Source organism: Kribbella shirazensis (assembly GCF_011761605.1).
In the GTDB taxonomy this organism is placed as follows: domain Bacteria; phylum Actinomycetota; class Actinomycetes; order Propionibacteriales; family Kribbellaceae; genus Kribbella; species Kribbella shirazensis.
Genome location: NZ_JAASRO010000001.1, coordinates 5,691,472 through 5,711,304 on the forward strand (window position 1 = coordinate 5,691,472; position 19,833 = coordinate 5,711,304).

Annotated in this window: 14 protein-coding genes and 1 pseudogene; 11 read left to right on the forward strand and 4 right to left on the reverse strand. The window is 68.7% G+C overall.

The window, feature by feature from the left end; all coding sequences use genetic code 11:
• Positions 1 to 66 precede the first annotated feature (66 nt).
• Both BJY22_RS27505 and BJY22_RS27510 read left to right on the forward strand, forming a co-directional pair.
• Positions 67 to 2,304, forward strand: coding sequence for a family 43 glycosylhydrolase (locus tag BJY22_RS27505; protein ID WP_167212147.1), 2,238 nt, complete (start codon positions 67 to 69; stop codon positions 2,302 to 2,304).
• Between the two features lie 11 nt (positions 2,305 to 2,315).
• On the forward strand, positions 2,316 to 5,138 hold the full coding sequence (locus BJY22_RS27510) for an alpha-glucuronidase family glycosyl hydrolase (protein ID WP_167212150.1): 2,823 nt from the start codon (positions 2,316 to 2,318) through the stop codon (positions 5,136 to 5,138).
• Positions 5,139 to 5,141: 3 nt separating this feature from the next.
• Here BJY22_RS27510 and BJY22_RS27515 read toward each other — a convergent pair whose 3' ends face one another.
• The gene (locus BJY22_RS27515; RefSeq protein ID WP_167212153.1) at positions 5,142 to 6,125 is read right to left on the reverse strand and encodes a LacI family DNA-binding transcriptional regulator; all 984 of its coding nucleotides are present in this window, start codon (positions 6,123 to 6,125) and stop codon (positions 5,142 to 5,144) included.
• Between the two features lie 26 nt (positions 6,126 to 6,151).
• Positions 6,152 to 7,981 (reverse strand): flavin-containing monooxygenase, encoded by a 1,830-nt coding sequence (locus BJY22_RS27520; protein WP_167212157.1) that lies wholly within the window; start codon positions 7,979 to 7,981, stop codon positions 6,152 to 6,154.
• 110 nt (positions 7,982 to 8,091) lie between these two features.
• On the opposite strand from BJY22_RS27520, the gene BJY22_RS27525 reads away from it, so the two are divergent.
• Entirely contained in the window at positions 8,092 to 9,309 is a 1,218-nt protein-coding gene (locus tag BJY22_RS27525) for a GAF domain-containing protein (protein ID WP_167212160.1), read from the forward strand.
• Between the two features lie 45 nt (positions 9,310 to 9,354).
• The gene (locus BJY22_RS27530) at positions 9,355 to 11,448 is read left to right on the forward strand and encodes a hypothetical protein (protein ID WP_167212163.1); all 2,094 of its coding nucleotides are present in this window, start codon (positions 9,355 to 9,357) and stop codon (positions 11,446 to 11,448) included.
• A 2-nt stretch (positions 11,449 to 11,450) separates the two neighbouring features.
• On the opposite strand, the gene BJY22_RS27535 is transcribed toward BJY22_RS27530, so the two are convergent.
• Positions 11,451 to 12,557: a sensor histidine kinase gene (locus BJY22_RS27535; RefSeq protein ID WP_167212166.1), complete on the reverse strand. Its 1,107-nt coding sequence runs from the start codon at positions 12,555 to 12,557 to the stop codon at positions 11,451 to 11,453.
• Entirely contained in the window at positions 12,550 to 13,236 is a 687-nt protein-coding gene (locus BJY22_RS27540) for a response regulator (protein ID WP_167212169.1), read from the reverse strand. Before BJY22_RS27540 ends, BJY22_RS27535 begins: the two co-directional genes overlap by 8 nt.
• An 87-nt stretch (positions 13,237 to 13,323) precedes the next feature.
• On the opposite strand from BJY22_RS27540, the gene BJY22_RS27545 reads away from it, so the two are divergent.
• The 7 genes and pseudogenes from BJY22_RS27545 (at position 13,324) to BJY22_RS27575 (ending at position 19,771) form a co-directional block, all read left to right on the forward strand.
• Positions 13,324 to 13,944, forward strand: coding sequence for a M15 family metallopeptidase (locus BJY22_RS27545; protein ID WP_167212172.1), 621 nt, complete (start codon positions 13,324 to 13,326; stop codon positions 13,942 to 13,944).
• Positions 13,941 to 15,062 carry a peptidoglycan bridge formation glycyltransferase FemA/FemB family protein gene (locus tag BJY22_RS27550; protein WP_167212175.1) on the forward strand — a complete coding sequence of 374 codons (1,122 nt, stop codon included), beginning with the start codon at positions 13,941 to 13,943 and terminating at the stop codon, positions 15,060 to 15,062. The genes BJY22_RS27545 and BJY22_RS27550 overlap by 4 nt, the downstream gene beginning before the upstream one ends.
• Positions 15,063 to 15,096: 34 nt before the next feature.
• Positions 15,097 to 15,675: a VanZ family protein gene (locus BJY22_RS27555; RefSeq protein ID WP_167212178.1), complete on the forward strand. Its 579-nt coding sequence runs from the start codon at positions 15,097 to 15,099 to the stop codon at positions 15,673 to 15,675.
• A gap of 78 nt (positions 15,676 to 15,753) precedes the next feature.
• A pseudogene (locus BJY22_RS27560) lies at positions 15,754 to 16,724 on the forward strand (D-isomer specific 2-hydroxyacid dehydrogenase family protein).
• Positions 16,717 to 17,784, forward strand: a complete 1,068-nt coding sequence (vanA, locus tag BJY22_RS27565; protein WP_167212184.1) for a D-alanine--(R)-lactate ligase — start codon at positions 16,717 to 16,719, stop codon at positions 17,782 to 17,784. Before BJY22_RS27560 ends, vanA begins: the two are co-directional and overlap by 8 nt.
• On the forward strand, positions 17,781 to 18,389 hold the full coding sequence (vanX, locus tag BJY22_RS27570; protein ID WP_167212187.1) for a D-Ala-D-Ala dipeptidase VanX: 609 nt from the start codon (positions 17,781 to 17,783) through the stop codon (positions 18,387 to 18,389). Before vanA ends, vanX begins: the two co-directional genes overlap by 4 nt.
• Positions 18,390 to 18,484: 95 nt before the next feature.
• The gene (locus BJY22_RS27575; RefSeq protein ID WP_167212190.1) at positions 18,485 to 19,771 is read left to right on the forward strand and encodes an IS256 family transposase; all 1,287 of its coding nucleotides are present in this window, start codon (positions 18,485 to 18,487) and stop codon (positions 19,769 to 19,771) included.
• Positions 19,772 to 19,833 lie beyond the last annotated feature (62 nt).

A 19,833-nucleotide genomic window follows, 5' to 3' on the forward strand; every position in this document is an offset into this window, starting at 1 on the left:
CGATCACTTAGTGTCTGGGTGCGCGATCGCCCGGTCTCTCCCCCCGCCCAGTGAGGACCCGCCGTCATGCCTCGAACCGTGTCGTTCCGTCTGCTCCTCGCCGGCCTGGTGGCGGCGCTGATCACGATCGCCGGCCTGCCGCCGGTCGGCGCCACCCCCGCCCAGCCGACCTACACCAACCCGTTGATGCAGGACATCGTCCAGGCGTTCTCCGACGTCGGACTGATCCGCGCCAAGGACGGCGCCTGGTACTCCTACGCCACCAACACGAGCCTGACCCGCGAGAACGCCGACAACGGCGGCCCGCAGCACCTCATCCCGATGGTGCGCTCGACCGACCTCGTGCACTGGGAGTTCCTCGGCGACGCGTTCAGCGCCGAGAACCATCCCGAGTGGGCCGGATGGCCGCAGAAGGGGTACTGGGCGCCGGACGTCCGGTACGTCGACGGCCAGTACTACATGTACTACTCCGCACCGGGCTCGACGCCGCTCGGCGCCGCGATCGGACTGGCGATCTCGTCCTCGCCGGCCGGGCCGTGGAAGGACATCGGTCACCCGGTCGTCGATTTCGTCGCCGACAACGAGGTGATGGAGATCGACCCGATGATGTTCATCGACGACGACGGCACGAAGTACCTGTACTACGGCTCGTTCCGCCGCGGCGGAATGCACGTCGTCCGCCTGTCGCCCGACGGGCGCAGTACGGTCGGCGCGTCCAAGCAGGTCGTCGCCGGTGAACGCGGCGAGGCCGCGTGGGTGACGAAGCGCGGACCGTGGTACTACCTGTTCTACTCCGGCTACGGCTGCTGCATCGGCAATGTCGGCGGCGGAGGCTACCCCGTGCTCGTCGGACGCTCCACCTCCCCCACCGGCCCGTTCCTGGACGAGAACGGCGTGTCCCTGACGGCCGAGCAGCCCGGCGGCACGATCGTGAACTCCTTCAACGGGAACTCGCTGTCCGCCACCGGCCACAACGCCGTCACTGTCGACCGCTCCGGCCAGGAGTGGAACCTGGTGAACTCCGACTTCCGCGCCGACCCCACCTGGGGCGGCCGGCCGCAGTCGATGGACCGCCTCGACTGGATCGACGGCTGGCCGACCGTCCGCGCCGGACGCTGGACCTCCGACCAGCCGGAGACCGCGCCCAACTCCGCCTGGACCGTCGGCAGCACGTTCAACGGCTCCACGGACCTGTCCGCCTGGCGCACCGTCAGCGGTGGATGGACCGTCGGCCAGGACCCCACGAGCGGTGGGTACGTCGAATCGGCGTCCCCCTCGTCGTTCCTGGTCAGCCGTACCAGCGGCCCGGCCGACTACCGGGTCGAAGGTGACCTGAGGACGTCGACCGGCAGGACCGGACTCGTGTTCGGCTACCACTCGCCGCTGAACTACGCCGTCGCCTGGCTCGACCCCGAGCGCGGTGCGCTGCGCGTCGAGCAACGAGTTGCCGGACGGGTCGTCGGTACGTCGGAAGTCCCGCTCTACCAGGGACTGCGGTACGACACCTGGCATGCCGTGAGCGTCGAAGTCCGTGGAGATCGGGCAACGATCCAGGTCGCGCCCTCGATCGGCGACAACCCGCTCGGTCGGCTCGACGTACGGCTGGCGCCGGGACTGGCCGGGCCGACGCAGATAGGGCTCGCTGGGTCCGGACAGGGAGACAACGTTGGCCTGACCAAGCTTTACCAGCCGGTGACGAAGAAGCTCCCCGATCCGCCGACCGGCAAGCTGCTGACCGGCTTCAGCGACGAGTTCGACAGCGCGGACACCAACTGGCAGTGGACCGGCGCGAACCAAGGACGCGTGGAGAACGGCCAACTGGTCTGGGACACCCAGGCCACCAACCTCAGCACGGACGCCACTGTCCTGCTGCGCGACGCTCCGCAAGGTGACTACACCGTCGAGACCCGTCTCACCCTGCCGTTCCAGGGCAGCACCGGCAATGCGCGGGCCGGCCTGATCGCGTGGGCATCCCGTACTCAGTCGGTGCAGCTCGCGCCGACCCGCACGGGCGCCGTACGGCAGGCCTTCCTGTGGCCGGGCGCGGATCCGAGTCCGTGGGCGGAGGCGATCCAGCTCGGGCCGAGCGCCGACACGATGTGGTTGCGACTACGCCACACCACGCAGCCCGACACGGGCGAGCACCTCTTCCAGGCGGCCACCAGCCTCGACGGACGGCATTGGCAGTGGGGTAGCTACTGGCACCTGCCCGCCGACGCCGGACCGCTCAAGCTCGGGCTGATTTCCATGGGCGGCACCGGCACGACCGCGCGGTTCGACTACGTCCGCACCTACGAGTCATGAAGGACCGCCCCATGACGATCACTCGCCGCACCCTCTTGGCCAGTGGCGCAGCAGGTGCGTTGGCCGCCGGTCTGCTGCCCGGATTGCCGTCGTTCGCAGTACCGCCGTCGGAGGACGGATACGACCTCTGGATGCGGTACCGGCTCGTCGCAGATCGCGACGTACTCGCCCACTATCGTGCGGCCTTCACCCACGTGGTGGTGCTCGGAGATCACGCCGTACTGCGGTCCGCCGGATCGGAACTGTCCCGCGGACTGTCCGGACTGCTCGGTCGTTCGGTACCGGTGCGCGACCGGATCGGCGACGGCGCCGTCGTCGTCAGCGCGAAGGCCGACGACACCCTCGGTCCGGAGGGCTTCACCATCCGGCGCCGGGCCGATCGCTTCGACATCACCGGCGGTGGCGAGCGCGGCGCGCTCTACGGCGCGTTCCGGCTGCTGCAGCAGGTGCAGCGTCAGCGGCCCGTCGAGCAGCTGAACACGACCGACCGGCCGGCCTCGCCACTGCGGATGCTGAACCACTGGGACAACCTCAATCGGAGCATCGAGCGCGGGTACGCCGGCAAGTCGATCTTCGTCTGGGACGAGCTGCCGGGTCTGCGCGAGCGGTACGTCGACTACGCGCGAGTGCTCGCCTCGGTGGGGATCAACCACACCGTCGTCAACAACGTGAACGCGAGCGCCGAGTTCCTGCGATCCGAACGACTGCCCGGCCTCGCGGCGCTGGCCGGCGTCCTGCGGTCCTGGGGCGTGCGGTTGTGGCTGTCGGCCAACTACGCGTCGCCGATCACGCTCACGAAGGGCGGGCCGGCGCCGATCGCCGTGGCCGATCCGTTCGACGCGCGGGTCCAGCAGTGGTGGCAGGACAAGATCGACGAGATCTACCGGTTGATCCCGGACTTCGGCGGGTTCCTGGTCAAGGCGAACTCCGAAGGGCAGCCGGGACCGCTGGACTACGGGCGCACGCACGCCGACGGCGCGAACATGCTGGCCGACCGGTTGGCGCCGTACGACGGGAAGATCGTCTGGCGGTCGTTCGTGCACGAGGGGTTCGACGACTGGGCGGAGTACCAGTACCGCGTCTTCCATCCGCTCGACGGGCAGTTCCACGAGAACGCCGTCGTACAGACGAAGAACGGACCGATCGACTTCCAGGTCCGGGAGCCCGTCAATCCGTTGTTCGGCGGTCTGCCGCGGACGAACCAGATGGTCGAGCTGCAGATCACGCAGGAATACACGGGCCATTCGACGCACCTGTGCTACCTCGTCCCGGAGTGGAAGGCGGTCCTCGGCTTCCCGACGTACACCGGTTCCGGCAGCGGACCGACCGTCGCCGACATCGTCACGGGAGTCGCGTACGACCAGGAGAACGTCGGGATGGCGGGCGTCGTCAACATCGGCGACGACCGGGACTGGACCGGCTACCAGCTCGGAGCCGCGAACACGCACGGCTTCGCACGACTGGCGTGGAACCCGCGGCTGTCCGCTGACGAGATCGTCACCGAGTGGATCGAGCTCACGTTCGGGCTCGATCGGCAGGTCGGGTCGGTGCTCAAGGCAATCATGTTGCAGTCCTGGGAGACGTACGAGAGCTACACGTCGCCGCTCGGCATGGGCTACCTCACCTACCCGCTCGGCTCGCACTTCGCACCGGCGCCGACGACCACGCAGAACTTGTCCCATCACACGACGGCCGCAGGAACCGGGTTCGACCGCACGGCTGCCACGGGCACTGGGTTCACCGGGTTGTACGCCGCGCACTGGCAGGAGATCTACGGTTCCCTCGAGAACTGTCCGGACGAGCTGCTCCTGTTCATGCACTGGGTCCCGTACACGCATGTGCTGCAGTCCGGGAAGACGATGATCCAGCACATCTACGACAGCCACTTCAACGGGTACCAACGGGTGCTGGAGTTCCGGAGCGGGTGGGGCCAGTTGGCAGGGAGGGTGGACGCGGCCCGGTACGCCGACATCGCGGCGACGTTCGACGCGCACGTGGTCGAGGCGGAACGCTGGCGGGACACGATCGTCTCGTACTTCTACGGATTCTCCCGGACCGTGTCGGCGCGCGGGGGCTGGCTACAGCTCGCCTATCCGGGTGGGCAGCTGCTGTTCGGCGGCCGGGCCAACAGCCTTGCTGTTCAGGTCACCAACGCGACTGATGCGGAGCGGTCGTTCACCGCGGCGGTCCGTCCGGTGGACTCGAGCTGGCAGGTCGGCTCGGTCGGTGCAACCGTCGGTGCGGGCGGATCGGCGACGGTCGCGTTGCCGGTCATCCCGCCGCTGATCGCCGGGCTCGTCGACCTGGACATCGACATCACGCCCGCCCAGACGGCGTTGAGCTCGCGCAACCAGACGTTCGTCATCACGCCGGACGCCGCGCAGTGCCACCTCGCGCTGGACATCGGCACCGCCGACAGCCCGCTGGTGACGGGCTACGCGCGGGTCTCCCCCAGCACCACCTGGAGCACGACCCGGGGCTACGGCTGGGTCGGTACCGCGCCGCAGGGGCGGGACCGCGGCAGCACCTGGGACGCCCTCCGCCGGGACTTCGTCGGCGACTATCCCGCGCGGACGCTCCGCGTCACGCTGCCGCCCGGCCCGGTCCGCCTCTCGGCACTCGTCGGCGACGGCGGTCCGGACTGCCCTCCGACGATCATCGCCGAAGGCAACAAAGTCCTTGCCGCGTCGACCGATCTCCCGGGCGGCGTCTTCACCTGGATCCACGCCGACCTCGACGGCGGCCCCACCGGCCGGACCGCCGACCTGACCCTCGACAGCGAGCCGGACCGCTTCTGGCACCTCGGCGCCCTGGTCCTCACCGCGGCCCCGTAGCGGTCAGCGGGGTGGGGCTGTGGTTTCGCGGAAGACGATCTCGGTCGGGGCGGCACGCAACGGCTCCGGCTCGGGCTCGTTGCGCAGTGCCGCGACGAGGCGGCGCATGCCGTGCCGGCCCGAGGTCTCGCGGTCGAGGCGGACGGTCGACAGCGCCGGCGTACCGTAGCGAACCAGCGTCAGGTCGTCCCATCCGGTCACGCTCAGATCGTCCGGCACCCGCCATCCGCGGTCGAACGCCGCGCGCAGCACCCCGACCCCGATGTGATCGCTCGCCGCCACCACAGCCGTCACGGGCGTGTCATCAGGAAGCGACTGCACCGCGGCCACACCGGTGTCCGGATGCCACGGCCCGTCGTACACACCGTGCGACCGCAACCCCAGCCGCTCACAGGCCTTCAGATATCCGGACCTGCGCAGCTGCGCCGACCTCCAGTCCTGCGGCCCCGCGACGTGGAAGAACTCGCGATGCCCCAGTGCGGCGAGCTTCTCGACGATCTCCTCCATCGTGGCCTCGTCCGCGGCAACCGCCTCGACCGCGCGGAGCCGGTCGTCGAACTCGTCGGTCTGTACGACGACACCGCTGGCCGTCACCGTCAACGGCGTCACGGACAGCACACCGTCCACCTGACCGCGCCCGAGGATGTCGTCCGCGAGCCGGCTCAGCGCCGCCGGGTCCTCGTCGACCCCGATCACGATTTCCACCTGGTACCCGAGCCGCTGCGCCTCCGCACACGCCGCCTCGACCGTCCGCTCGGGCCCGGTCCATCCGGGCAGGATGATCGCGACGACCCCGGTACGGCGCGTCCGCATCGCCCGCGCCGTCAGGTTCGGCCGGTACCCCAGCTCGTCGATCGCCGCCTTGATCTTCGTCGACGTGGCCACCTTGACCGTCGGATCCGCCCGCAGGTACCGCGAAACCGTCTGATGCGAAACCCCCGCCAGGGCAGCCACGTCGTACATCGTCGGCCGCCGCTGCACACTCATGGGCCTCACGATACTTCGCGCACCGGCTACTCGAGGTGATGCACCTCCTGCAGGTCGTAGACGGGGGTGGGGATGTTTTCGTAGCGGGCCTTGAGTTGGAGGGAGAGGTAGAGCGAGTAGTGGCGGGACTGGTGGAGGTTGCCGCCGTGGAACCAGAGGGCCTGCTGCTGGGTGGGTTTCCACATGTTGCGTTGTTCGCCCTCCCACGGGCCAGGGTCCTTCGTGGTGTCGGAGCCGAGGCCCCAGCACTTCCCGACCGCGTCCGCGACCTCCTGTGAGATCAGGTCGGCGGCCCATCCGTTCATCGACCCGTACCCGGTCGCGTAGACGACAAGGTCGGCAGGCAACGTGGTCCTGTCCTCGAGCACCACCGCGTCCTCCGTCAGGTGCGAGACCTGACCGTGGGCCAGCTTCACGTCACCGTTCGCGACCAGGTCCGCGGCGCCCACGTCGATGTAGTAGCCCGACCCGCGCCGCAGGTACTTCATGAACAGCCCCGACCCGTCATCACCCCAGTCGTGCCGGAACCCGGCGGCCTCCAGCCGCTCGTAGAACGCCTTGTCCTTCTCCGCCATCGCCTGGTACGCCGGGATCTGGAACTCGTGCAGGATCCGGTACGGGATCGACGCGAAGATCAGATCCGCCTTCTCCGTCGTCACACCGGCGGCCAGCGCGCGTTCGGAGTACAGGTCACCAAGGCCGTACTCCATCAGCGAGTCGCTCTTCACGATGTGCGTGCTGGACCGCTGCACCATCGTCACGTCCGCGCCGTGCTCCCACAGTGCGCCGCAGATGTCGAAGCTGCTGTTGTTCGACCCGATCACGACGCACCGCTTCCCGGCGTACGCGTCCGGACCAGGATGCGCGGACGAGTGGTGCTGGTCGCCGCGGAACACGTCCTGACCGGGCAGCGACGGCACGTTCGGCTTCCCCGACATCCCGGTCGCGAGCACCAGCTGCCGCGGCCGTAGCGTCAGCGGCTGCCCCTCGCGTTCGACAAGGACGGTCCATTCGCCGGTCTCTTCGGAGTACGACGCGGAGCGGGCGACCGTGTTCGACCAGTAGGGCACCTCCATCGTCTTCACGTACGACTCGAGCCAGTCGCCGATCTTGTCCTTCGGCGCGAACACCGGCCAGTTGTCCGGGAACTTCAGGTACGGCAGGTGGTCGTACCAGACCGGATCGTGCAGGCACAGCGACTTGTACCGGTTCCGCCACTGATCGCCCGGTCGCGGGTGCTTGTCGATCACGAGCGCCGGTACGCCGAGTTGCCGCAACCGCGCTCCGAGCGCGATCCCGCCCTGCCCGCCGCCGATCACCAGCACGTACGGCTGCTCGACCGATCCGAGCGACTCCGCCTCCGCCTGCCGCTTCTCCTTCCACGTCTGCCGGCTCCGGTCCACACCGTGCTGCGCGCCCATCGGACGCCTTACACCGCGCGGCTCCTCGTGGCCCTTCAGCTCACGCAGGGTGGTGAGTAGGGTCCACGCCTTGTCCTGTCCGTCCTCGTCGACGAGTCGGACGAGCCCGCCGCCGCGGCCCACGCCGGTCTCGAACTCGAACCACGCGGTGACGACGCCGTCGGCCTCGGCAGCGGGCTCCGTGAGGTTGAACCCGCTGGGATCGGTCGAGTCGAGCGTGTGCGTCAACAGGTCGGTGACGCCGCCCGGGTTCTCGACGGTCTTGAGATTCCACGTGAACGCGACCAGGTCGCGCCAGAAGCTGGTGGTGGCGAACAGGCCGGCGGCCCGAGGTACGTCGCGCGCCCGCAGCGCGTCCTCGAACGCAGTCAACCAGTTCGTCGCCCGGTCGTCTGCCGACAGCTGGATGGTCGGCTTCTCCTCGGTCTGGGTCATGAGGTCAGGACACCGCTCGCGAACCCGTGCTGACCAGGGTTGCACCACGTTGCACCGTGGCGACGGTCACAGACTCGGCCTACGATGATCGGGCCAGGCAGGGAGGTCCGATGACGAGAACCAGCGCCGCGTACGGGGCGATCCCGCCCGGGACGGACCTCTCGCTGCGGGCCCGTGAGCTGGTACGGATTCATGACGCGGTGCTGAGCGGCGTACGGCCTCCGCAACGGCCGCGCGCGCTGGTCGCCCGCTCGTGGTCGCGGGTGATGAATCTCGGACTCGCCGCGGACCACGTCAACGCACGCCGGCCGATGAGCCACGACGAGCTGGTACGGCGGCGCGGTACGTCGCGGCTGTCGCTCGTCATCGACGAACTGCGCCGGGTCCTCACGAGTGTCGCGGACGCCTCGCTCTTCCTCATGGTGGTGTGCGATGCGGACGGGGTGGTGCTCTGGCGCGAGGGGTCGCCGCGGGTGCAGCTGACCGCGGACCGGCTCGGGTTCCTCGAGGGGATGTTGTGGACCGAGCAGGTGGTCGGCACCAACGCGATCGGTACGGCGTTGGCGGAGGCGGCGCCGGTGCAGCTGTTCTCGGCCGAGCACTACGAGAACCATCAGCACCCGTGGTACTGCACCGCCTGGCCGATTCACGATCCTCGCGACGGGCAGCTGCTCGGCGTCGTGGACGTGAGCGGGCCGGCGCTGACGCTGCATCCGGCGATCGCGGCGCTGGTGGAGAGCGCGGTCCGGCTCGCCGAGGCGTCGCTGTGGCGGCATCACCAGGAGCGGCTGGAGAGCCTCCGCCGTTCGACCGAGGCGGTGGTGAGTTCCACCAACGGTCCGCTCCTGGTCGTCGACGACCACGGGTGGGTCGCGCACCACGCCGGGATCGCGGCGCGCGACCGCATCGACGTACCGCGCGCGGACCACGCTGTCGCCGTACCCGGTCTGGGCCTGTGCCTGCCGGAGCGACTGGCCGACGGCTGGCTGATCCGCCCACGCGAGCCCGGCACCACCGTCCGAGCCCGCCTGCACCGCGGCCCCGAGCCGCGACTGGAGGTACTGCGTGACGGTGACCCTTGGCGCACGTCCCTCACCCCACGCCACGCCGAGCTCCTGGCCACCCTCGCCACCGCCGGCCCCACCGGCCTGACCGCCGCCGAGCTCAGCACCCGCCTCTACGGCGACCCACACCACGAAATCACCATCCGAGCCGAAATCTCCCGCCTCCGCCGCACAGCCGGCGCCCTCATCTCCACCCACCCCTACCGCATCACCCCCGGCGTCACCCTCGAGGTTCGCGGAGGATCCGAGCTGTCCAGTTCCTGACGTTGGGCTGGCGGTGTCCTGGGTGAGTCGACAGGGTTGGTGGGTATGACCGACAGGGACCGTGAGGCGACCGGGTTTCAGGAGCAGGCGGCGTACGACGAGTCGATCGATCTGCGGACCGACTTCGTCATGGTGTACGGGCTGAACGACACGACGGCGCAGCGGATCGCGCGGTGGCGGGAGGCCGGGTATCGGGTGCACCTGATGACGGGTATCTCCTGGGGCACCTACCAGGACTACCTGGACGGGCGGTGGGACGGCTCCGGTCACTGGGACGACGCGCAGACCGCGGCCGACGGGTCGCCGATCCTGCACGGTGAGAGCACCGACATCCCGTACATGGTGCCGACGTTCGGCTTCACCGAGTACCTGCTGCAGAAGCTCCGTCCGGTCATCGAGCTCGGCGTCGAGGGGATCCACCTGGAGGAGCCGGAGTTCTGGGCCCGCGCCGGGTACTCCGCGGCGTTCAAGCGGGAATGGCAGGCCTTCTTCAAGGAGCCGTGGCAGCCGCCGCACAGCACACCCGAAGCGCACTTCCGCTCCGGCCAACTCAAGCAGCACCTACTCTCCCGCAGCCTCGACCGCGTCACGTCGGTCCTGCGCGACGAAGCCCTCCAGCAGGGCCGCGAGGTCCGCTTCTACGTCCCGACGCACAGCCTGCTGAACTACACCCAGTGGCAGATCATCAGCCCCGAATCACGCCTGCGCATCCTGCCCTCGATCGACGGCGCGATCGCCCAGGTGTGGACCGGCACCTCGCGGACCCCCAACGTGTACGCCGGCAAGATCGCCGAGCGCACCTTCGAAACGGCGTACCTGGAATACGGCATCGCCCAGGACCTGACCCGCGGCACCGACCGCCGGATGTGGTTCCTGCACGACCCGATCGAGGACCACCCCGACCGCACCTGGGAGGACTACCTCGCGAACTACCAGCGCACACTGATCGCCTCGCTGCTGCACCCGGGCGTCTCCCGGTACGAGGTCGCGCCATGGCCGCACCGAATCTTCAACCGCCCGTACCTGCGCGAGGGATCCACCGAACGTCAGCTCATCCCGCCGGACACCGCCACCAGCTACCTGATCGCGATGAACACCCTGCGCGACCTCGACCAGCCCGAGGTGCGCCAGACCAACGAAGGACCCCGGATCGGGATCGCACTCTCGGACACGGCCATGTTCCAGCGCTGGTCCCCCGGCGGCGAGAGCGGGCACTACGACGGCCTGCAGGACGCCCTCGCACTGGAAGGCCGCGAGCAGCTCCACTTCTCCGACTTCTACGGCCTGGCCCTCCCACCGTTGTACGACGGCCAGCGCGTCTGCCCCGTCCAACTCGAGAACCTCATCGACACCCCCGACGCGCTGGACGATGTCGACGTACTCGTCCTGAGCTACGAGTTCCAGAAGCCGCTCGCACCGGGCATCCACTACGCGCTGGCCGGGTGGGTCAACCGCGGTGGCAGCCTGCTGTACGTCGGCAACGGCGCGGACCCGTACCACGAGATCCGCTCGTGGTGGACCGGCCGCTACGAGAGCTGCGCCGACCACCTGGCCGAGGCGCTCGGCGCCGACCGCAAGCGCGACGACGTACAGCCGGTCGGTGACGGCCGCGTCCGCTTCCTTCCGTCCAGGCCCGCCGATTTCACCGAGTCCCCCGCACGCGCCGCCGAACTGGTCGCCGCGATCCGGGAGCTCGCCGAGGCAGGCGGCCACACCTGGGAGCCCACGAACTGGTTGTCGGTGCAGCGCGGTCCGTACCTGATCGGCGCCGTACTCGAGGAAGCCGGCGGCTCACAGGTTGTCGAAGGCACCTATCTCGACCTGCTGGACCCGCGGCTCGGTATCGTCCGCCGCCGCGAGCTCGGCCCGGGCGACCTCACGTGGCTCCGTGATCTCACGTACGACGACGTACCGCTTCTCGCCTCCGCCGGCCGGATCGTGGACTGGCATCAGGACGACACCACGATCCGCTTCATCTGTGAGGCACCCCGCGGCGTCCGGGTGACAACTGCCCTCCGCGTGCCCAAGGAGCCGGCGAACGCCGGCGATCTCGATGTCCGGTACGACGGCGAACTCGGCGTCCTGTGGCTCAGCCACCCCGGCGAACCGGGCGGGACGCACATCCACCTCGAGCTCTGATGTCAGTGCGCAGCCGGGAGATCGACCGTGATGCGAAGACCGCCGGTCTCGGTGAGGCGGGGCGTGAGCGTCAGGATGCCGTCATGGGCCTGCGTGATGCTCTTGACGATCGCCAAACCGAGACCGACGCCCCCGTGGTCGCTGTGAACGCGTTCCGTGCCCCGCTGGAACGGCTCTGTCAGGGTCGAAACGACGCGTGGGCCGAGCCTCTCGCCGGTGTTCTCGACCGTGAGCACCGTACGGTCGCGATCGGCGCGCGTCGTGATCCACACGGTGCCGTTCGCCGGCAGGTTGTGCACGATCGCGTTGTGGACGAGGTTCGTGGTCAGCTGTAGCAGCAGCGCCTGCGATCCGCACGTGAAGCTCACGTCACCGGCGGTCTCGATGCTGACACCGCGCTTCTCCGCGAGCGGCAGGAGGGTCTCGACGGCTTCTTCCGCGAGGAGCGACAGGTCGACGCGTTCGCGCGGGAAGGACCGCTGGTCGGCACGGCTCAGCAGGAGCAGAGCTTCGGTGAGGTCGATCGCCCGGGCGTTCACAGCGCGGAGACGCTCGACCAGGTCGCCGTCGTCGCGGTCCGGGTTGTTCCGGGCGACGTCGAGCAGTGTCTTGGTGATGGCCAGCGGGGTGCGCAGTTCGTGCGAGGCGTTCGCGGCGAAGCGCTGTTGCTCTGCGTCGTGCGCTTCGAGCCGCGCGAGCATGGCGTCGAAGGCGTCGGCGAGTTCCCGGAACTCGTCGCTCGGCCCTGACAACTCGATCCGGTGCGAGAGTGAACCGCTTTCGGTCAGCCGGGTGGCCTCGGTGATGCGGGTCAGCGGGGCGAGCATCCGGCCGGCGAGGATCCACCCGCCGAGGAGGCCGACGATCAGCAGGATCCCCAGGACGGCGGCCGCCCGGGGCGCGAACACCTGCAGCAGGTTGGACCGGATGGGGAACGGTCCGGTGATCTCCCCGCCGGTGCTGCCGGGGACGATCATCAAGCGGTCCGGGACATAACGCAGCAGGAACAGCCACACGGCGCCGAGGAGCAAGGCGCCCGCGAGCATCAGGAAGCCGGCGTAGCTCAGCGTGAGCTTCAGCCGCACGCTCAGCCCGGGCGCCCTAGCCATGCCCGTCCTCGCCCCCGACGCCTGTGTCGATCCGGTACCCGACACCCGTCACGGTCGCGATGATCCACGGTTCGCCGAGCCGTTTGCGCAAGGCGGAGACGGTGATGCGCGCGGCGTTGGTGAACGGGTCCGCGTTCTCGTCCCACGCCTTCGCCAGCAGCTCCTCGGCGCTGACGATGCCGCCTTCCGCCGCGACCAGTACTTCGAGTACGGCGAACTGCTTGCGCGTGAGGGCGACGTACCGCCCGTTGCGGTAGACCTCGCGGCGGAACGGATCGAGTCGCAGGCCGGCGATCTCCCGGACCGGCGGCCGGTTGTGGGCCCGGCGGCGGTCCAGCGCCCGGAGCCGCAGCACCAGCTCCTGCAGTTCGAAGGGCTTGGTGAGGTAGTCGTCGGCGCCGAGCTCGAACCCGGACGCCTTGTCGTCCATCCGGGCGGCCGCGGTCAGCATCAGGATCGGCATACCGCTGCCGGAGGCAACGATCCGCTCCGCGATCTCGTCACCGGACGGGCCGGGGATGTCCCGGTCGAGAACGGCGATGTCGTAGGAGTTCACGCTCAGCAGTTCGAGCGCGGTGTCACCGTCTCCGGCCACGTCGGCCGCGATCGCCTCCAGGCGCAGGCCGTCGCGGATCGCGCCCGCCAGCTCGGGCTCGTCCTCGACGATCAGTACACGCACACCCTCGATGCTACGGGCCGGACCATATCGTCCGTGTATCGAATTCGTGATACGCGCCGGCAACACCGGGTTGCGTTGACTGGCAGCATGCCTGCCAGCGAACCAGTACGTACGGCGAGTCGCCGGACGAAATCGACGATCCGCGCGGCCCTTCTGCTCGCCAACATCGCGGTCGCCGGCGTCTTCATCCACCAGTCGCTGGCGCTCTCCTCCGCACCGGTCGCGTCGACCGGCGGCGCTCAGGATCGGACACTCGGCGCGGCGGACGGCGCCGTCGGCCAGGGCGTGACGGTGTTCGACGACGAGGTCCCTGCCGTGGTCAACCTCGATCCCGCGCTGCTCAGCGCGCTGCGTACGGCCGCGAAGGTTGCCGCGGGCGACGGCGTCGTCTTCTACGTCAACAGCGGCTGGCGTTCTCCGGCGTACCAGGAACACCTGCTCCGTCAGGCGGTCTCGAGGTACGGCTCGGCGGAGGAGGCGGCGCGATGGGTGGCCACACCCGAGACCTCGCCGCACGTGTCGGGCCAGGCGATCGACATCGGTCGCTCCGACGCCACAGCCTGGCTGTCCACGTACGGCGCGGCGTACGGGCTGTGCCAGATCTACGACAACGAGCCCTGGCACTACGAACTGCGCCCAGAGGCCGTCGAGCACGGCTGCCCGCCCAGGTACCCCGACCCCACGCACGACCCGAGGATGCAGAGGTGAGCCTGGCCGTCCGTCCGATCAGCGCCGCGGAGCACCTGGCGTTCGTCCAGCGACAGCGGTCGGTCAGCTTCCTGCAAACCCCGGCATGGGCCCGCGTGAAGACCGAATGGCGCAGCGAGTCCCTCGGTTGGTACGACGGCGCGAACCTCGTCGGCGCCGGGCTCGTGCTGCACCGCCCGGTCCCCCGCCTCGAACGCTTCACGCTGGCGTACCTGCCCGAGGGACCGGTCATCGACTGGACCGATGACCTCGACGCGTGGCTCCCTCCGCTGGCGAGCCGGCTCAAGGCGCACGGGGCGTTCGCGGTCCGGCTCGGTCCGCCGGTTCGCACCGGCAGTTGGAGCGCTGCGCAGGTCAAGGACGGCATCGCCGATCCGGCTGTCACGCGGCTCACCGATCTGCCGAGCGAGCAGGCCGGCTCCCAGGTGACCGCCTGGCTGCGAGCGGCCGGCTGGCTACCGCAGAACCCGGAGGAAGGGTTCGGGACCGGGCATCCGCAGTTCACCTTCGAGATACCGCTGGCCGGCCGCACCGAGGACGACCTGCTCCGGGGCATGAACCAGCAGTGGCGCCGCAACATCAAGAAGGCGGTCAAGGCAGGTGTCGAGGTCACGATCGGCGACGATCTCAAGGCGTTCCACGACCTGTACGTCCACACCGCCGAGCGCGACCACTTCACGCCGCGCCCGCTGCCGTACTTCGAGACCATGGTCGCGGCGATGCGCGCCGAGGATCCCGACCGCATCCGGCTCTACCTCGCGCACCACCAGGGCGAGCTCGTCGCCGGCACGATCATGGTCCGCGTCGGCGGCCAGGCGTGGTACTCGTACGGCGCCTCCTCCACCGAGAAGCGCGACGTCCGCGGGTCCAACGCGTGTCAGTGGGCGATGATCCTCGACGCGCTGGCGGCCGGCTGCGACGTGTACAGCCTCCGCGGCATCACGCCGACACTCGACGCCGACGACCCGCACCTCGGGCTCATCCAGTTCAAGGTCGGCACCGGCGGCCAGGCCGTGCGGTACGTCGGCGAGTGGGACCTGCCGCTGCGCCCGATGGTGTATCGGGCGTTCGACCTCTACATGAGGCAGCGCGAGCAGCTCCGGCGGCGCGGGCGATGAGGTTCGGCGTACGGGCAACGACAGCGGAGGTAGCGTGAGGATCACGGGCTGGCACGGCTGGTTCGGTACGTACAACGGCGTTGCCCTCCTGGCGATACTCGCTCTGCCCCTGGCCGCGGTGTGCGCGTGGGCTCTGGCGCGGCCGCGGACTGCCGCGGGTAGTACGTCGGCCTGGGCGTGGCGTTCGGCGCTGACCGAGGTCGGCATCGTCTACGGGACGGTGCCGTGGGTATGGATGACCATGCTGCCGGGCAGTCGGGCCGGTGAGGTTCCCGGGCGGGTCAGCCTGGTGCCGCTACGCGATCTACTCACGATGGGCACGGGTCAGCTGGTCGGCAACCTGATGGTGTTCGCGGCTTTGGGGTTCCTCGCGCCGCTGCGCTTTCGTGCGGTGGCGTCCTTGCCGCGGGTGCTCGCGCTCGCGGCGGGCTGCTCGATCCTGGTCGAGACGGCGCAGTACGTGCTCCAACTCGACCGGGTGTCGTCCGTGGACGACGTACTGCTCAACACGGCAGGTGCCGGACTGGCCGCGGTGGCGTCGCGCAAATGGTGGCGAGTATGTCGTCGGCATATCGAAAACCAGATACGCGCCGGCAACGCCGCTCAGCATTGACTGAAAGCATGACCTACAGCGAACCAGCACGAACGGCGGACCACCGCCCGGAATGGCTGGCCTCCGCAGCCACGACCGCTGTCCCGGCCTTGGGAATCACGATCTTCGGCTGCGAGCCGGACGAGGCCAACCTGTTCCAGCAACTGGCTCCGCGGTTGGGCGTACTGCCGACTCTCGTTCCGGACGCGGTCTCTGAAGAGAATGCCGAGCTGGCGTTCGGCAACCGGTGTATCAGCATCGGCCACAAGACCCGCGTCACGAATTCCACGCTCCGTGCCCTGAGCCGGAACGGCGTTGCCTACATCTCCACGAGGAGCATCGGCTACAACCACCTCGACGTGCGGTACGCGGAAAGCCTCGGGATTTCGGTCGGGAATGTCAGCTACTCCCCCGACAGCGTCGCCGACTACACACTGATGCTGATGTTGATGGCGGTGCGCAACGCACAATCCGTCGTCCGGCGCGCGGAGCTTCACGACTACCGGCTGAACGACGTCCGCGGACGCGAGCTGCGCGATCTGACCGTCGGTGTGGTCGGCACGGGCCGCATCGGTGCCGCCGTGATGGACCGCTTGCGCGGATTCGGCTGCCGGGTCGTTGCCACCGACAAATGGTCCAAGACGTCCGCCGAGTACGTGTCGCTCGACGAACTCTTGCAGCAGTCGGACATCGTCACGCTCCACACACCGCTCACGGCGGAAACGCATCACTTGCTGGATCGCCGGCGGATCAAGATGGTGAAGCGCGATGCGGTGGTCGTCAACACCGGCCGCGGCGCTCTCCTCGATACCCGGGCGCTGCTCAACGCCTTGGAAAGCGATCGATTGGGCGGCGCGGCGCTGGACGTCCTCGAAGGCGAGGAAGGAATCTTCTACGCCGATCACAGCAACAAACCTGTGGAAAGCGAGCTACTGCTGCGATTGCAGCGGCTGCCCAACGTGCTGATCAGTCCGCACACCGCCTACTACACCGACCGTGCCCTCAGCGACACCGTCGAGAACTCCATCATCAATTGCCTGAACTTCGAAAGCAGGAACCAGCATGGCTAGGCTGAAACTCGGAATCTTGTTCGGCGGCTCCTCGGAGGAGCACGACGTCTCCGTGAAGTCCGCGCAAGAGGTGGCCAAACACCTGGACACCGACAAGTACGAGCCGTACTACATCGGAATCGCGAAGAGCGGCGCCTGGAAGCTCTGCGACGCTCCGGCCCCCGACTGGGAGAACGGCACCTGCGTGCCCGTCGCGCTCTCACCTGACCGGAGCGTCCACGGGCTGATCGTGCAGGAGTCCGACCGGCTCGGTTCGCGTATCCGGCAGGGGCAGTACCGGACGATCAGCCTGGATCTGGTGCTGCCGGTGCTGCACGGCAAGGGCGGTGAGGACGGCGCGATCCAGGGCCTGCTGGAGCTTTCGGCCATCCCGTACGTCGGCTGCGACATCCAGAGTTCGGCCTTGTGCATGGACAAGACGCTGACGTACCTCGTCACCCGCAGCGCCGGCATCGCCACACCGAACTTCTGGACCGTCACGCGCGACGAGCTCATCGACCCCGCCGAGCTCACGTATCCCGTGTTCGTCAAGCCGGCCCGCTCCGGTTCGTCGTTCGGCGTCAGCAAGGTGACCGACAAGAGCGAACTGCCCGACGCGATCGCGGCGGCGGCGCAGTACGACGCGAAGATCCTGATCGAGGAGGCCGTCGCCGGCAGCGAGATCGGCTGCGCGATCCTGGGCAACGATCCCGAGCTGACCGTCGGCGAGGTGGACCGTGTCGCGCTGTCGCACGGATTCTTCAAGATCCATCAGGAGGACTCGCCGGAAACCGGCTCCGAGAACTCGACGTTCATCGTCCCGGCCGACATCTCGGCGGAGGCCCGCTCGCTCGTCCAGGAAACCGCGAAGGCGATCTACCGCGCCCTCGGGTGCAGCGGACTGGCGCGGGTCGACCTGTTTCTCACCGAGGACGGAAAGGTCGTCCTCAACGAGGTCAACACCTTCCCGGGCCTCACGTCGTACAGCCGCTATCCGCGGATGATGGCGGCTGCCGGTCTGCCGCTCGGCGAGGTGATCGACCGCTTGGTGACGCTGACCCTGACCGGGACGTCGCGATGACGACCGAGCTCGTCTTCGTGGACGAGTTCGTGCCCGGAATCCACTGGGACGCGAAGTACGCCACCCCGGACAACTTCACCGGCCGGCCGGTCGACGGGTACCTGACAAACCGCATCCTCGGCACGAAGGAGTTGTGCGCGGCTCTGGAAACGGCCCGGGACAAGGCCGAGCCGTTCGGCTTCGGGCTGCTGCTCTGGGACGGCTACCGCCCGCAGCGCGCCGTCGACTGCTTCCTCCGGTGGTCGGAACTCCCCGAGGACGGTCGCACGAAGCCACGCCACTACCCGAACCTCAACCGGGCCAAGATGTTCGAGAACGGCTATGTGGCGGCCCGGTCCAGCCACACCCGCGGCAGCGCCGTCGACCTCACCCTGTTCTGCCTGGACACCGGCGAACTCGCACCCATGGGCGGCGACCACGACCTGATGGACCCGATCTCGCACCACGGCGCACCAGGCGTCACCGCACTCGAAGCCCACAACCGCGAAACCCTCGCCACCGTCATGGAAGCCTCGGGCTTCGAGCGCTACGCCTACGAATGGTGGCACTACACCTTGCGCGACGAACCGTACCCAGACACGTACTTCGACCTCCCGATCACCTGACGATGAAATTCAGCCGACGCGTGGGGGGACTGTGGATCTAACGGTGTTTCCGGCCCGACGCGCCGACTGTGGTGGTTGGCGGGGAAGGTGCGGCGATGACCGCGACACTGCCGGATGTGGCAGGCAAGAAGAAGCAGATGAAGGAGTCGGCCGAGCAGCAGGCTGCGGCTGAGTTGGTGCGGTTGGCCAAGGAGCAGGGGTTGTCGCTGACCGGCCCGGACGGGCTGTTGAAGCAGCTGAACAAGGTGGTGCTCGAGATCGCGCTGAACGAGGAGATGACCGAGCACCTGGGCCATGAGAAGCACGGCCGGCCGGTGGCGGGCAATGTCCGCAACGGCACCCGGTCCAAGACCGTGCTGACCGAGAACTCCGGCCCGGTCGAGCTGGAGGTGCCGCGAGATCGGGCCGGAACGTTCGAGCCGCAGATCGTGAAGAAGCGCCAGCGCCGGTTGTCCGGTGTCGACGAGGTGGTGTTGTCGTTGTATGCCAAGGGCCTGACCACGGGTGAGATCTCGGCGCACTTCGCCGAGATCTACGGCGCGTCGGTCAGCAAGGAGACGATCTCGCGGATCACCGACAAGGTGGTCGAGGAGATGAACGACTGGGCGGGCCGCCCGCTGGAGCAGGTGTATGCGGCGGTGTTCATCGACGCGATCGTGGTCAAGGTCCGCGACGGGCAGGTCGCCAACCGGCCGTTTTATGCCGCGATCGGTGTGACGCTGGCCGGGGAACGCGACGTGCTCGGGCTGTGGGCCGGGACCGCGGGCAGTGGTGAGGGCGCGAAGTTCTGGATGAGCGTGCTCACCGACCTCAAGAACCGCGGCCTGCGGGACGTGTTCTTCGTCGTGTGCGACGGGCTGAAGGGCCTGCCCGAGGTGGTGGCGAACGTGTGGCCGCCGGCGATCGTGCAGACCTGCATCATCCACCTGATCCGCAACACTATCCGGCTCGCCTCGCGCAAGTACTGGCCGGAGATCTCCCGCGACCTCAAGCCGATCTACACCGCGGTCAACGCAGGCGCCGCCCGGGCCGCGTTCGACGACCTGGCCGAGAAGTGGGGGCACCGCTACCCGGCGGTGATCCGGCTGTGGGACAACGCCTGGGAGGAGTTCATCCCGTTCCTGGACTACGACGTCGAGATCCGCCGGGTGTTGTGCTCCACGAACGCGATCGAGTCCCTGAACGCCCGCTACCGGCGCGCGATCAGGGCCCGCGGCCACTTCCCGACCGAACAGGCCGCACTGAAGTGTCTCTACCTCGTGACCCGGTCGCTGGACCCCACCGGCACCGGGCGGGCACGATGGGCGATGCGGTGGAAACCAGCACTCAACGCGTTCGCGATCACCTTCGGCGACCGATTCCCGGCCGCCGAAACCTACTAATCAACCGCCGGAAACACCGTTAGCGAGATAGTCCCACGCGTGGGCCGTTCGGTCGCTAGAGT